This is a genomic window from Pseudomonas sp. MBLB4123 (assembly GCF_051904775.1).
Taxonomy (GTDB): Bacteria; Pseudomonadota; Gammaproteobacteria; order Pseudomonadales; family Pseudomonadaceae; genus Aquipseudomonas; species Aquipseudomonas benzenivorans_B.
On sequence record NZ_CP196711.1, the window covers coordinates 199603 to 214052 of the forward strand.

Here is a 14450-nt window from a genome sequence, read left to right on the forward strand (position 1 = left end):
GCGGAGAAAACCTATGAGTACGCTGTATATGATTGTCGGCACCCTGATTGCACTCGGGGTGCTGGTGACCTTTCACGAGTTCGGCCATTTCTGGGTGGCGCGGCGCTGTGGGGTGCGGGTGCTGCGCTTCTCGGTCGGTTTCGGCACTCCGCTGTTGCGCTGGTATGACCGTCAGGGCACGGAGTTCGTGATCGCCGCCATTCCCCTGGGCGGCTACGTCAAGATGCTCGATGAGCGCGAGGTCGAGGTGCCGCCGGAGCAGCTCGAGCAGTCGTTCAATCGCAAGAGCGTGCGTCAGCGTATCGCCATCGTTGCGGCCGGGCCGATCGCCAACTTTCTTCTCGCGCTGCTGTTCTTCTGGCTGGTAGCCATGCTCGGCAGCCTGCAGGTGCGGCCGGTCATAGGTGCCGTGGAGGATGGCAGTCTGGCGGCAGTCGCCGGGCTGAAGGTGGGGCAGGAGATCGTCGCGGTGAACGACGAGCCGACTACCGGCTGGGCGGCGGTCAACCTGCAGCTGGTGCGTCGTCTGGGCGAGAGCGGGCCGCTGCCGATCACCGTGCGCGAGCAGGGTTCCACGGTCGGCACGCCGCGGCAGATCGAGCTGGTCGACTGGTTGCAAGGGGTCGACGAGCCGGACCCCATCGCCGCCCTGGGCATTCGCCCCTGGCGCCCGGCCTTGGAGCCTGTGCTGGCGCAGCTGGACCCCGAAGGGCCGGCCAAGGCGGCCGGTCTGCGGGTCGGTGATCGCATTCTGGCTTTGAACGAGCAGTCGCTCGACGACTGGCAGCAGTTGGTCGATCGCGTGCGGGCCCTGCCGGGCCAGCGGGTCAGCCTGCTGATCGAGCGTCAGGGGCGGCAGCGAGAGCTGTCGCTGACCTTGTCTGCGCGCGGCGAGGGTGAGGCGCGCAGTGGCTATCTGGGCGCAGGCGTGGAGGGGGGCGAGTGGCCGCCCGAGATGCTTCGCGAGATCAGCTTCGGGCCCCTGGAGGCGGTGGGCGAAGCGCTGTCGCGAACCTGGGCGATGAGCCTGCTGACCCTCGATTCGCTGAAGAAAATGCTGTTCGGCGAGCTCTCGGTAAAAAACTTGAGCGGGCCGATAACCATTGCTAAAGTGGCGGGCGCTTCGGCTGAGTCGGGCCTGGGGGACTTCCTGACCTTCCTGGCCTACCTGAGCATAAGTCTGGGGGTTCTCAATCTGTTGCCAATCCCAGTGCTGGATGGGGGGCATCTGCTTTTTTATCTGGTCGAGTGGGCGCGCGGCCGTCCGCTGTCGGAACGGGTGCAGGGTTGGGGGATGCAGATCGGCATCAGTTTGGTGATAGGGGTGATGTTGCTGGCCCTGGTCAACGACCTTAGTCGTCTGTAATCGCTACTGAATTACAAATCTGTCGCCTCGAGCGACAGATTTTTTATTGTCAGTTGGAATAAGAAAGGACTTCATGAAACGTCTGCTGCTACCTGCGGTGCTTGCCGCATTGATGATCGCCGAAGTTCACGCCGAGTCCTTCACCATCTCCGATATTCGCGTCAACGGTCTCCAGCGGGTCTCCGCCGGCAGCGTGTTCGGCGCCTTGCCGCTCAATGTCGGCCAGCAGGTCGATGACCGCGGCCTGGTGGAGGCCACCCGCGAACTGTTCAAGACCGGTTTCTTCCAGGACATCCAGCTGGGTCGTGATGGCGACGTGCTGGTCATCACCCTGGTGGAGCGCCCGTCGATTTCCAGCATCGAGATCGAGGGCAACAAGGCGATCACCAGCGAAGACCTGCTCAAGGGGCTCAGTCAATCCGGCCTGGCCGAAGGCGAAATCTTCCAGCGTGCCACCCTCGAGGGCGTGCGCAACGAGCTGCAGCGTCAGTACGTGGCCCAGGGTCGCTACTCCGCCGAGATCGAGACCGAAGTGATCCCCCAGCCGCGCAACCGCGTGGCGCTGAAGATCAATATCAACGAGGGTTCGGTCGCCGCCATTCAGCACATCAACGTGGTGGGCAACAGCGTCTTCGCCGACGAGGACCTGATCGACCTGTTCGAGCTGAAGACCAGCAACTGGCTGTCCTTCTTCAAGAACGACGACAAGTACGCCCGCGAGAAGCTCTCCGGGGACTTGGAGCGCCTGCGTTCCTATTACCTGGACCGCGGCTACATCAACATGGACATCTCCTCCACCCAGGTGTCCATCACCCCGGACAAGAAGCACGTCTACATCACGGTCAACGTCGATGAAGGGCAGAAGTACAGCGTGCGCGAGGTCAAGCTGTCCGGCGACCTGAAGGTGCCGGAAGAGGACATTCGCGCGCTGCTGCTGGTCAAGGAAGGTCAGGTATTTTCGCGTAAGGTGATGACCACCACCTCGGAGCTGATCACTCGCCGCCTGGGCAACGAAGGCTATACCTTCGCCAACGTCAACGCGGTGCCGGAGGCCCATGACGAAGACGACAGCGTGTCGATCACCTTCGTCGTCGACCCGGGCAAGCGCGCCTACGTCAACCGCATCAACTTCCGTGGCAACACCAAGTCCGAAGACGAAGTGTTGCGGCGCGAGATGCGTCAGATGGAGGGGGGCTGGGCTTCGACCTACCTGATCGACCAGTCCAAGACCCGCCTGGAACGCCTCGGCTACTTCAAGGAAGTCAACGTCGAGACCCCGCCGGTACCGGGTACCGACGACCAGATCGACGTCAACTACAGCGTCGAAGAGCAGGCTTCGGGCTCCATCACCGCCAGCGTCGGCTTCGCCCAGAATGCCGGCCTGATCCTCGGTGGCTCCATCAGCCAGAGCAACTTCCTCGGTACCGGCAACAAGGTCAGCCTCGGCCTCAACCGCAGCGAGTACCAGACCAGCTACAACTTCGGCTTCGTCGACCCCTACTGGACCCCGGACGGCGTCAGCCTGGGCTACAACGCCTTCTACCGCACCACCGACTACGACGAACTGGATACCCAGGTCTCCAGCTTCGCGGTGGACAGCCTCGGTGCCGGCCTGAGCATCGGCTACCCGATCAGCGAGACCTCGCGCCTGACCTACGGCCTGACCGCCCAGCAGGACACCATCAACACCGGCGTCTTCACCGTCGACGAGATCTTCAAGTTCATCGAGCAGGAAGGCGAGCGCTACCTGAACTTCAAGGCCTCCGTGGGCTGGTCGGAGTCGACCCTCAACCGCGGTGTGCTGGCCAATCGCGGCCATTCCCAGAGCCTGGTGTTCGAGACCACCATTCCGGGCAGCGACCTGTCGTTCTACAAGCTCGACTACCGCGGCCAGATCTTCAAGCCGCTGAACGATACCTACACCCTGCGCCTGCACACCCAGTTGGGCTATGGCGACAGCTACGGTTCGACCTCCGAGCTGCCGTTCTACGAGCACTACTACGCCGGGGGCTTCAACTCGGTACGTGGTTTCGACGACAACAGCCTGGGCCCGCGCAGCACCCCGAGCAAGGGCACCAACCCGGGTACTCAGCGCGACCCCGACCAGGACCCGCTGCCGTTCGGTGGCAACGTGCTGGTCCAGGGGGGCGTGGAACTGTTGTTCCCCATGCCGTTCGTCAAGGATCAGCGCTCGCTGCGCACCGCACTGTTCTGGGACGTGGGCAACGTCTTCGATACCAGCTGCGGCAGCACCCAGACCAGTTGCAATGGCATCGACGCCGGCGAGCTGGCCAGCTCCGTGGGGGTCGGCCTGACCTGGATCACAGCCCTCGGCCCGCTGAGCTTCAGCCTGGCCATGCCGGTGGTCAAACCGGACGATGCCGATACCCAGGTCTTCCAGTTCTCCCTCGGCCAGACCTTCTAAACGGCTGGCCTTCGAACACCAACAGTTTTTTGCAGGAGTGCATCGTGCGTAAGTTGACTCAACTGGTTCTGTTAAGTGCTGCCCTGCTGGCGACCCCGGCGTTCGCCGAGATGAAGGTGGCCGTTCTCAACTATCAAATGGCCCTGCTCGAGTCCGATGCGGCCAAGCGCTATGCCGTGGATGCCGAGAAGAAGTTCGGCCCGCAGCTGAACAAGCTCAAGACCCTGGAAGGCGATGCCAAGCGCATCCAGGATCGCCTGGTCAAGGACGGCGAGAAGATGCAACAGGCCGAGCGCGAGCGTCTGGAGCTGGAATTCAAGCAGAAGGCCCGTGACTTCCAGTTCCAGTCCAAGGAACTGAACGAGGCCAAGGCCGTCGCCGATCGCGACATGCTCAAGAAGCTCAAGCCGAACCTGGACAAGGCGGTCGAGGAAGTGATCAAGAAGGGCAACTACGACCTGGTGCTCGAGCGTGGCGCGGTGATCGATGTCAAACCCCAGTTCGACATCACGCTGCAAGTCATCGAGCGCATGAACCAGCTGCGTTGATCATGGGGGCCGCCGTGTTCACCCTCGGTCAGCTGGCCGAGCGCCTGGGCGCCACCCTGCGGGGGGCCGCCGACAAGCCGATCCGCGGCCTGGCGACCCTGCAGGAAGCCGGTGCCGAGCAGCTGAGCTTTCTCGCCAATGCGCAGTACCGCAAGTACCTCGGCGACTGCCAGGCCGGTGCGGTGCTGCTCACCGCAGCCGATGCCGAGGGCTATAAGGGCGACGCGCTGATCGTCGCCAATCCCTACCTGGCCTACGCCGAGCTTTCCCACCTGTTCGACCGCAAGCCGAAGGGCGTGGCGGGGGTGCATCCGAGCGCCTGCATCGCCAGCGATGCCCTGATCGATCCCAGTGCCAGCATCGGCGCCTATGTGGTCGTCGAAAGCGGCGCGCAGATCGGCGCCGGGGTGAGCCTGGGCGCCCATTGCGTGGTCGGTGCGCGCTCGGTCATCGGCGAGGGCGGCTGGATTGCCCCGCGGGTGACCCTGTATCACGACGTGCGGATCGGCAAGCGGGTGGTGATCCAATCGGGGGCGGTGATCGGTGGCGAGGGCTTCGGTTTCGCCAACGAGAAGGGCGTCTGGCAGAAGATCGCGCAGATCGGTGGCGTGGTCATCGGCGACGATGTCGAGATCGGCGCCAACACCACCATCGATCGTGGTGCCCTGGCCGACACCCTGATCGGTAACGGCGTCAAGCTGGACAACCAGATCATGATCGCGCACAACGTGCAGATCGGCGATAACACCGCCATGGCCGGCTGCGTCGGTATCTCCGGCAGCACCAAGATCGGCCGTAACTGCATGATCGCCGGCGGCGTCGGCATGGTCGGGCATATCGAGGTGTGCGACGGGGTGTTCGTCACCGGCATGACCATGGTCACCCGCTCGATCACCGAGCCCGGTGCCTATTCGTCCGGCACGGCCATGCAGCCGGCCGGCGAGTGGAGGAAGAGTGCGGCACGCATTCGTCAGCTGGACGACATGGCGAGGCGTCTGAAAGAACTGGAAAAGCAGTTGGCCGCCGTGACCTCGGGCGACAATGCCTCATCTGATGCCTGAGCCCGGCCGCTGCCGCGTTCCCCTCTTTTTATTACAGGCTCTCTGGATATGATGGACATCAACGAAATTCGCGAATACTTGCCGCACCGCTACCCCTTCCTGCTGGTGGATCGGGTCGCCGAGCTGGATGTCGAAGGCAAGCGTATTCGTGCCTATAAGAATGTCAGCATCAATGAGCCGTTCTTCAACGGGCACTTTCCTCAGCACCCGATCATGCCTGGCGTGCTGATCATCGAGGCCATGGCTCAGGCCGCGGGTATCCTCGGTTTCAAGATGATGGGGGCCAAACCCTCCGATGGCACCCTGTACTACTTCGTCGGTTCGGACAAGCTGCGTTTTCGTCAGCCGGTGGTGCCGGGCGACCAGCTGCTGCTCGAGGCCAAGTTCCTCAGCTGCAAGCGCAGCATCTGGAAGTTCGAGTGCAAGGCCACCGTTGACGGCAAGGAAGTCTGTTCGGCCGAGATCATCTGTGCGGAACGCAAACTATGAGTTTGATTGACCCTCGCGCCATCATCGACCCCAGCGCCAAGCTGGCCGACGACGTCGTCGTCGGCCCTTGGTCGATTGTCGGGGCCGATGTGGAGATCGGCGAGGGTACGGTGGTCGGGCCCCATGTGATACTCAAGGGGCCGACCCGGATCGGTAAGCACAACCGCATCTATCAGTTTTCCTCGGTCGGCGAGGACACTCCGGATCTCAAGTACAAGGGCGAGCCCACGCGCCTGGTGATCGGCGACCATAACGTGATTCGCGAAGGGGTCACCATCCACCGTGGCACCGTGCAGGATCGCAGCGAAACCACCATCGGCGACCACAACCTGATCATGGCCTATGCCCATATCGGCCACGACAGCGTGATCGCCAACCATTGCATCCTGGTGAACAACACCGCGCTGGCCGGTCACGTCCACGTCGACGACTGGGCGATCCTCTCCGGCTACACCCTGGTGCATCAGTTCTGTCGCATCGGTGCCCACAGCTTCTCCGGCATGGGCACGGCCATCGGCAAGGATGTGCCGGCCTATGTCACCGTCTTCGGCAACCCCGCCGAGGCGCGCAGCATGAACTTCGAGGGCATGCGCCGCCGTGGCTTCAGCAACGAGGCCATCGCCGCCCTGCGCCGGGCATACAAGACGGTGTACCGTCAGGGCTTGACCGTGGAGCAGGCCCTGGCCGAGTTGGCCGAGCCGTCGGCGCAGTTTCCCGAGGTTGCGGTGTTTCGCGACTCGATCCAGGCTTCCAGCCGCGGCATCACCCGCTAACCCATGGGGCAGCCATTGCGCATCGCCCTGGTGGCCGGCGAGGCCTCCGGGGATATTCTCGGCGCCGGCCTGATGCGTGCGCTCAAGGCGCAGCATGCCCGGGTCGAGTTCGTTGGTGTCGGCGGACCGCTGATGCAGGCCGAAGGCCTGCAGTCCTATTTCCCCATGGAGCGCCTGGCGGTGATGGGCCTGGTTGAGGTGCTCGGCCGCCTGCCGGAGTTGCTGGGCCGGCGTCGGCGCCTGCTGCGCGACCTGATCCAGGCCAAGCCGGACGTGTTCATCGGCATCGATGCGCCGGACTTCAATCTCGATCTCGAACTCAAGTTGCGTCGTGCCGGGATCAAGACGGTGCATTACGTCAGCCCCTCGGTCTGGGCCTGGCGGCAGAAGCGCGTGCTGAAGATTCGTCAGGCCTGCGACCTGATGCTCTGCCTGTTCCCCTTCGAGGCGAAGTTCTACGACGCCCAGCAGGTGCCGGTGCGCTTCGTCGGCCATCCGCTGGCCGATACCATTCCCCTGCAGGCCGAGCGGCATGCCGCGCGGGCGGCCCTGGACCTGCCGCAGGAGGCTCCGGTGGTAGCCCTGCTGCCGGGCAGCCGTGGCGGCGAGGTGGCCCGCTTGGGCGCTTTGTTCCTCGATGCAGCGACGCGCCTGCGGGCCTTGCGCCCCGGCATCCGCTTCGTGCTGCCGAGCGCCAGTCCGGAGCGCCGCGCCCAGCTCGAGCAGCTGCTGGTCGACCGCGATCTGCCCCTGACCCTGGTGGACGGCCGCTCCCACGAGGTGCTGGCCGCCTGCGACGCGGTGTTGATCGCCTCCGGCACCGCCACCCTGGAGGCGCTGCTGTACAAGCGGCCGATGGTGGTGGCCTATCGGGTCGCGCCCTTGACCTACCGGATCCTCAAGCGCCTGGTGAAGAGTCCCTACATCTCCTTGCCCAATCTGTTGGCCGAGCGCCTGCTGGTGCCGGAGCTGATCCAGGACGCGGCGACGCCGGAGAGCCTGGCGCAGCATCTGGCGCCGCTGCTGGAGGATGGCGAGGTGCAGACCGAGGGCTTCGATGTGATTCATCGCGCGTTGCGCCGTGACGCCTCGGTCCAGGCGGCTCGGGCCGTGCTCGAACTGGCCGGGCGCGCCTGATGCAGCTGGGGCTGGATTTCACCCAGGTGCAGGAACTGGTGGCCGGGGTCGACGAGGTCGGTCGTGGCCCGCTGTGCGGCGCCGTGGTCACCGCGGCGGTGATCCTCGATCCGGCCCGGCCGATCCACGGCCTGAACGATTCGAAGAAGCTCAGCGAGGCCCGCCGCGAGCAGCTGTTCGAGGAGATCCGTGAGAAGGCCCTGGCCTGGTGCATCGCCCGCGCCGAGGTGGAGGAGATCGACCGTCTGAACATCCTCCAGGCCACCCTGCTGGCCATGCAGCGTGCGGTCGAGGGCCTGAGCGTGACGCCCAAACTGGCGCTGATCGACGGCAATCGCTGCCCGCGCCTGTCGGTGCCCAGCGCGGCGGTGGTCAAGGGCGACAGCCAGGTGCCGGCGATCGCCGCGGCCTCGATCCTGGCGAAGGTCAGTCGTGATCGCGAGATGCGGCAGCTCGACCTGCATTATCCCGGCTATGGTATCGCCGGGCACAAGGGCTACCCCACGCCGGTCCATCTGGAGGCCCTGCGCCGCCTGGGACCGACGCCCATTCACCGGCGCTCCTTCGCGCCGGTGCGGGCCCTGCTGGAGCCTTAGGGGCACCCTGCGGCTCGCGTCTCTGGCCTTTATCCCCGAGCCCGGTACAATCCGGGCCTTGTCGTTTTCGTGTTCTGCATAGGCTTGCCATGACCCCTTCCTTCGTCCATCTGCGTCTGCACTCCGAGTACTCCCTGGTCGACGGTCTGGTGCGGGTCAAGCCGCTGATCAAGGCGACCGCGGGCGCCGGCATGCCGGCGGTGGCGATCACCGACATGAGCAACATGTGCGCCCTGGTGAAGTTCTACAAGGCGGCCATGGGCGCCGGGGTCAAGCCGATCTGCGGCGCCGATATCTGGCTGGCCAGCCCCGAGGAAGACGGTCCGCTGAGCCGCATGACCCTGCTGGCGATGAATGCCGAGGGCTATCGCAACCTCACCGAGCTGATCTCCCGCGGCTGGATGGAGGGGCAGAGCAACGACCTGGTGATCATCCAGCGCGACTGGGTCAAGGCCGCCGCCGAAGGCCTGATCGCCCTGTCCGGGTCCAAGGAAGGGGAGGTCGGCCATGCCCTGCTCGAGGGCGACCAGGCCGGTGCCGAGGCGCTGTTGCGCGAGTGGCAGGGGGCATTCCCCGAACGCTTCTATCTGGAGGTGCAGCGCACCAACCGGGTGGGCGACGAGGAACACCTGCATGGCGCCGTGGCCCTGGCCGAGAAGCTCGGCGTTCCGTTGGTGGCGACCAACGACGTGCGCTTCATCAAGCAGGAGGATTTCGAGGCCCACGAGACCCGCGTGTGCATCGGCGAAGGCCGCTCCCTGGACGACCCGCGGCGCTCCCGTGCTTACTCGGACCAGCAGTACCTGAAGACCCCGCAAGAGATGTGGGAGCTGTTCAGCGACCTGCCCGAGGCGCTGGAGAACTCCGTGGAGATCGCCAAGCGCTGCAATATCGAGGTCCAGCTCGGCACCTACTTCCTGCCGAACTTCCCGATTCCCGACGGCATGACCATGGACGAGTACTTCCGCAAGGTCTCCTTCGAGGGGCTCGAGGAGCGTCTGGCCGTGCTGCTGCCGCCGGACACCCCGGACTATCAGGCGAAGAAGCAGGTCTATATCGACCGCCTGAACTTCGAGCTGGACATCATCATCCAGATGGGCTTTCCCGGTTACTTCCTCATCGTCATGGACTTCATCCAGTGGGCGAAGAACAACGGCGTGCCGGTCGGGCCGGGCCGGGGCTCGGGCGCCGGCTCCCTGGTGGCCTATGTGCAGAAGATCACCGACCTCGACCCGCTGGCCTACGACCTGCTGTTCGAGCGCTTCCTCAACCCCGAGCGGGTCTCCATGCCCGACTTCGACGTCGACTTCTGCATGGACGGCCGCGACCGGGTGATCGACTACGTGGCCGAGAAGTACGGACGCAACGCGGTCAGTCAGATCATCACCTTCGGCTCGATGGCGGCCAAGGCGGTGGTCCGCGACGTGGCGCGGGCTCAGGGCAAGTCCTACGGCCTGGCTGATCGCCTGTCGAAGATGATCCCCTTCGAGGTCGGCATGACCCTGGAGAAGGCCTACGAACAGGAAGAGGCGCTGCGCGACTTCCTCAAGGTCGACGAGGAGGCGGCGGAAATCTGGGAGATGTCGCTCAAGCTCGAGGGCATCACCCGCGGCACCGGCAAGCACGCCGGCGGCGTGGTGATCGCGCCGACCAAGCTCACCGACTTCGCGCCGATCGCCTGCGATGAAGAGGGCGGCGGCCTGGTGACCCAGTTCGACAAGGACGACGTGGAAGCGGCCGGCCTGGTCAAGTTCGACTTCCTCGGCCTGCGCACCCTGACCATCATCAAGTGGGCGATGGAGACCATCAATCGCGACCAGGCCAAGAAGGGTCTGGAACCGGTCAACATCGATTTCATCCCGCTGGACGACAAGCCGACCTTCGCCATGTTGCAGAAGGCCGAGACCACCGCGGTGTTCCAGCTCGAATCGCGCGGCATGAAGGAGCTGATCAAGAAGCTCAAGCCGGACTGTCTGGAGGACATGATCGCTCTGGTGGCGCTGTTCCGCCCGGGACCGCTGCAATCGGGCATGGTGGACGACTTCATCAACCGCAAGCACGGCCGCGAGCCGATCTCCTACCCGCACCAGGACTACCAGTACGCGGGCCTGGAGCCGGTGCTCAAGCCCACCTACGGCATCATCCTGTACCAGGAGCAGGTGATGCAGATTGCCCAGGTCATGGCCGGCTACACCCTCGGCGGCGCCGACATGCTGCGCCGTGCCATGGGCAAGAAGAAGCCCGAGGAGATGGCCAAGCAGCGCGGCGGTTTCATCGAGGGCTGCGCCAACAACGGCATCGACGCCGACCTGGCGGGCAACATCTTCGACCTGGTGGAAAAGTTCGCCGGCTACGGTTTCAACAAGTCCCACTCGGCCGCCTACGGCCTGGTGTCCTATCAGACCGCTTGGCTCAAGGCCCATCACCCCGCGCCGTTCATGGCGGCGGTGCTCTCGGCCGATATGCACAACACCGACAAGGTGGTGACCCTGATCGAGGAGTGCCGCAGCATGAAGCTGCGCCTCGATGCGCCGGACGTGAACACCTCGGAATTCAAGTTCACCGTCAACGACGAGGGGCGCATCGTCTACGGCCTGGGGGCGGTCAAGGGCGTCGGCGAGGGGCCGGTGGAGGCCATTGTCGAGTCGCGGCGCGACGGGCCGTTCAAGGACCTGTTCGACTTCTGCTCGCGGGTCGACCTCAAGCGCATCAACAAGCGCACCCTGGAGGCGCTGATCCGCAGTGGCGCGCTGGATCGCCTGGGACCGTACTTCCACGACGAGATCAAGGCCTACCAGGCCAATATCGACCGCAACCGCGCGGTGCTGCTGGCGGCCATGGAGGAGGCGGTGCAGGCGGCGGAGCAGACTGCCCGCAGCCACGACAGCGGCCACATGGACCTGTTCGGCGGGGTGTTCGCCGACGCCGAGACCGACGTCTACGTCAATCACCTCAAGGCCCGTGAGCTGACGCTCAAGGAGCGCCTGAAGGGCGAGAAGGACACCCTCGGCCTGTACCTCACCGGCCACCCGATCGACGAGTACGAAGGCGAGGTGCGGCGCTTCGCCCGCCAGCGCATCGTCGACCTCAAGCCGGCGCGCGACAGCCAGACGGTGGCCGGGCTGATCGTCGCCCTGCGGGTGATGAAGAACAAGAAGGGCGACAAGATGGGCTTCATCACCCTCGACGACCGCTCTGGGCGGATCGAGGCCTCGCTGTTCGCCGATGCCTTCGCCGGCGCCCAGGCGCTGCTGCAGACCGACGCCCTGGTGGTGGTCGAGGGCGAGGTGAGCAACGACGATTTCTCCGGTGGCCTGCGCCTGCGCGCCAAGCGGGTGATGAGCCTGGAAGAGGCCCGCACCGGCCTGGCCGAGAGCCTGCGCCTGAAGGTCGCCGGCGCGGCCTTGAAGGGCGACCGCCTGCGTTGGCTGGCCGAGCTGTGCAGCCGCCATCGCGGTGCCTGCCCGATCACCCTGGATTACACCGGCGACGCCGCCAAGGCCCTGCTGCAGTTCGGCGAAAACTGGCGCATCGACCCGGCCGACAGCCTGATTCAGGCATTGCGTGACCAGTTCGGCCGAGACAACGTCTTTTTGCACTACCGCTGATAGACGAGGCCAAGCCTCGCCAGTTGGCCCGACACATTATTGGGTGTCGACCTCGATGCGCCCGATCCCTTAAGGTAGGGCGCGAAACGGATACAGCTCCCCGGCCGCTTGGCCGTCGACGCAAGACGGATGACTATGAACCCGAACTTTCTCGATTTCGAACAGCCGATCGCCGACCTGCAAGCCAAGATCGAAGAGCTTCGCTTGGTGGGTAACGACAACGCGTTGAACATCAACGAAGAGATCGCCCGCCTGCAGGACAAGAGCAGCGCCCTGACCGAAAGCATTTTCGGCAACCTGACCAGCTGGCAGATCGCCCAGCTCGCCCGTCATCCGCGCCGCCCCTATACCCTCGATTACCTGCAGCACATCTTCACCGAGTTCGACGAGCTGCACGGCGACCGTCACTTCTCCGACGACGCCGCGATCGTCGGCGGCGTGGCGCGCCTGGACGGCGAGCCGGTGATGGTCATCGGCCATCAGAAGGGCCGCGACGTGCGCGAGAAGGTCCGGCGCAACTTCGGCATGCCGCGTCCGGAGGGCTACCGCAAGGCCTGCCGCCTGATGGAAATGGCCGAACGCTTCAAGATGCCGATCCTCACCTTCATCGACACCCCCGGCGCCTATCCGGGCATCGACGCCGAGGAGCGCGGGCAGAGCGAGGCGATCGCCTGGAACCTGCGGGTGATGGCGCGGCTGAAGACCCCGATCATCGCCACCGTGATCGGCGAGGGCGGTTCCGGCGGCGCCCTGGCGATCGGCGTCTGCGACCGTCTGAACATGCTGCAATATTCGACCTACTCGGTGATCTCGCCGGAAGGCTGCGCCTCGATCCTGTGGAAGACCGCCGAGAAGGCCCCGGATGCGGCCGAGGCCATGGGCATCACCGCCGAACGTCTGAAGGGCCTGGGCATCGTCGACAAGGTCATCGCCGAGCCCCTGGGCGGCGCCCACAGCGACCCGGCAGCGGCGGCCGAGTCGATCCGTCAGGAGCTGACGGCCCAGCTGGCCACCCTGAAGAAGCTCGATGCCACGGAGCTGCTGGCGCGCCGCTACGAGCGCCTGATGAGCTACGGCATCGCCTAAATGAGCCTGCACGCCAGGGTGCTGGAGCGTCTGGCGCCTTGGCGCGATGCGCCGGCCTGGCGCATCGCCTTCTCCGGCGGCCTGGACTCCACCGTGCTGCTGCACCTGCTGGCCGGCCTCGCGCAACGCGAGGCGCTGCCGCCGATTTCCGCCATCCATGTGCATCACGGCCTGCAGGCCGCGGCCGAGGCCTGGCCGGAGCATTGTCGGCGGGTGTGCGACGCGCTCGGTGTGCCCTTGCGGGTCGAGGCGGTCGTGGTGCCGCCCGGCGCCAGCCTCGAGCGTGCCGCCCGCGAGGCGCGCTACGCGGCGTTCGTCGCGGCCCTGGCGCCCGGCGAATTGCTGCTGACCGCCCAGCACCGCGACGACCAGGCCGAGACCCTGCTGTTTCGCCTGCTGCGCGGCGGCGGGGTGCGCGGTCTGGCGGGCATGCCGGCGAGCCGCGCCTTGGGGCGGGGGCATCTGCTGCGCCCGCTGCTGGACTGCTCGCGGGCCGAACTGGAGGCCTATGCCGCCGAGCACCGCCTGTCCTGGGTCGAGGACCCGAGCAATGCCGATGGCCGCTTCGCCCGCAACTATCTGCGTCAGCGGGTCATGCCGCTGCTGCGCACGCGCTGGCCGCAAGCCGAGCGCAGCCTGGCGCGCTCGGCGCGGCAGCTCGGCGAGGCGGCGCAGTTGCTCGACGAGCTGGCGCAGCTGGACCTGCAGGCGGCAGAGGCGCCCGGCCCGTTGGCCTGGTTGCCGCTGCCGAGCCTGGCCCTGCCGCCCTTGTGTGCCCTGAGCTCGGCGCGCCAGCGCAATGCCCTGCGTTACTGGTTGCGCGCGCTGACGCCTATGCCGGATGCCGAACACTGGGCCGGCTGGCAGGGCCTGCGCGAGGCGGCCGGCGATGCCGCGCCGGTGTGGCGTCTGGCGACCGGCGAGCTGCGCCGGGCCGACCAGCGGTTGTGGTGGCTGGCCGGCGACTGGCTGCTGGCGCCGGTGTGCCCGCTGCTGACGCTCGAGGCCGATAAGGCGCTGGCATTGCCGGGCAATGGCTCTGTACGTATCGAGGGCTGCTTGCCCGCCCAGGGCGACTGGCGCCTGGCCTATCGCCAGGGCGGCGAGCGCATGGCGCTGCCGGGGCGCGGCCACCGCGACCTCAAGCGCCTGCTCAACGAGCGCCGGGTGCCGGCCTTCGTGCGTGGCCGCCTGCCGTTGCTGCTGTGTGACGGCGAGGTGCGGGCGGTGGCCAATCTGCCGGGACTGGATGGTGCCGGCGACGGTGGCTGGCGGCTCGGCTGGCAGCCGCCGGTGTGCGATCCAGGTTTGAGCTGATAGGGCCTTTCCGGTAGACTACGCTCCCGTCTTATCCGAGCTTT

11 protein-coding genes are annotated in these 14450 nt (G+C 65.8%); all 11 read left to right on the forward strand.

Annotated elements, in window-relative coordinates; translation table 11 throughout:
- Positions 1 to 13: 13 nt before the first annotated feature.
- Complete coding sequence (gene rseP / locus ACSX1C_RS00955; RefSeq protein ID WP_439887847.1) at positions 14 to 1366, forward strand: sigma E protease regulator RseP; 1353 nt, start codon at positions 14 to 16, stop codon at positions 1364 to 1366.
- Between the two features lie 73 nt (positions 1367 to 1439).
- A complete protein-coding gene (bamA, locus tag ACSX1C_RS00960; RefSeq protein ID WP_439887848.1) occupies positions 1440 to 3791 on the forward strand; it encodes an outer membrane protein assembly factor BamA in 2352 nt (783 codons plus the stop codon).
- A gap of 44 nt (positions 3792 to 3835) precedes the next feature.
- Positions 3836 to 4339 carry an OmpH family outer membrane protein gene (locus ACSX1C_RS00965; protein ID WP_318642883.1) on the forward strand — a complete coding sequence of 168 codons (504 nt, stop codon included), beginning with the start codon at positions 3836 to 3838 and terminating at the stop codon, positions 4337 to 4339.
- A gap of 2 nt (positions 4340 to 4341) precedes the next feature.
- Positions 4342 to 5400 (forward strand): UDP-3-O-(3-hydroxymyristoyl)glucosamine N-acyltransferase, encoded by a 1059-nt coding sequence (gene lpxD, locus ACSX1C_RS00970; protein WP_439887849.1) that lies wholly within the window; start codon positions 4342 to 4344, stop codon positions 5398 to 5400.
- Between the two features lie 48 nt (positions 5401 to 5448).
- Positions 5449 to 5889: a 3-hydroxyacyl-ACP dehydratase FabZ gene (fabZ, locus tag ACSX1C_RS00975; protein WP_318642881.1), complete on the forward strand. Its 441-nt coding sequence runs from the start codon at positions 5449 to 5451 to the stop codon at positions 5887 to 5889.
- Positions 5886 to 6662 (forward strand): acyl-ACP--UDP-N-acetylglucosamine O-acyltransferase, encoded by a 777-nt coding sequence (lpxA, locus tag ACSX1C_RS00980; RefSeq protein ID WP_369958928.1) that lies wholly within the window; start codon positions 5886 to 5888, stop codon positions 6660 to 6662. The genes fabZ and lpxA overlap by 4 nt, the downstream gene beginning before the upstream one ends.
- A 3-nt stretch (positions 6663 to 6665) precedes the next feature.
- Positions 6666 to 7799: a lipid-A-disaccharide synthase gene (gene lpxB / locus ACSX1C_RS00985; RefSeq protein WP_439887850.1), complete on the forward strand. Its 1134-nt coding sequence runs from the start codon at positions 6666 to 6668 to the stop codon at positions 7797 to 7799.
- Positions 7799 to 8395 carry a ribonuclease HII gene (gene rnhB, locus ACSX1C_RS00990; protein WP_439887851.1) on the forward strand — a complete coding sequence of 199 codons (597 nt, stop codon included), beginning with the start codon at positions 7799 to 7801 and terminating at the stop codon, positions 8393 to 8395. The genes lpxB and rnhB overlap by 1 nt, the downstream gene beginning before the upstream one ends.
- 89 nt (positions 8396 to 8484) lie before the next feature.
- Positions 8485 to 12003: a DNA polymerase III subunit alpha gene (gene dnaE / locus ACSX1C_RS00995; protein WP_439887852.1), complete on the forward strand. Its 3519-nt coding sequence runs from the start codon at positions 8485 to 8487 to the stop codon at positions 12001 to 12003.
- 135 nt (positions 12004 to 12138) lie between these two features.
- Entirely contained in the window at positions 12139 to 13089 is a 951-nt protein-coding gene (accA, locus tag ACSX1C_RS01000; RefSeq protein ID WP_439887853.1) for an acetyl-CoA carboxylase carboxyl transferase subunit alpha, read from the forward strand.
- A complete protein-coding gene (gene tilS, locus ACSX1C_RS01005) occupies positions 13090 to 14406 on the forward strand; it encodes a tRNA lysidine(34) synthetase TilS (protein ID WP_439887854.1) in 1317 nt (438 codons plus the stop codon).
- The last annotated feature ends 44 nt before the right edge of the window (positions 14407 to 14450 follow it).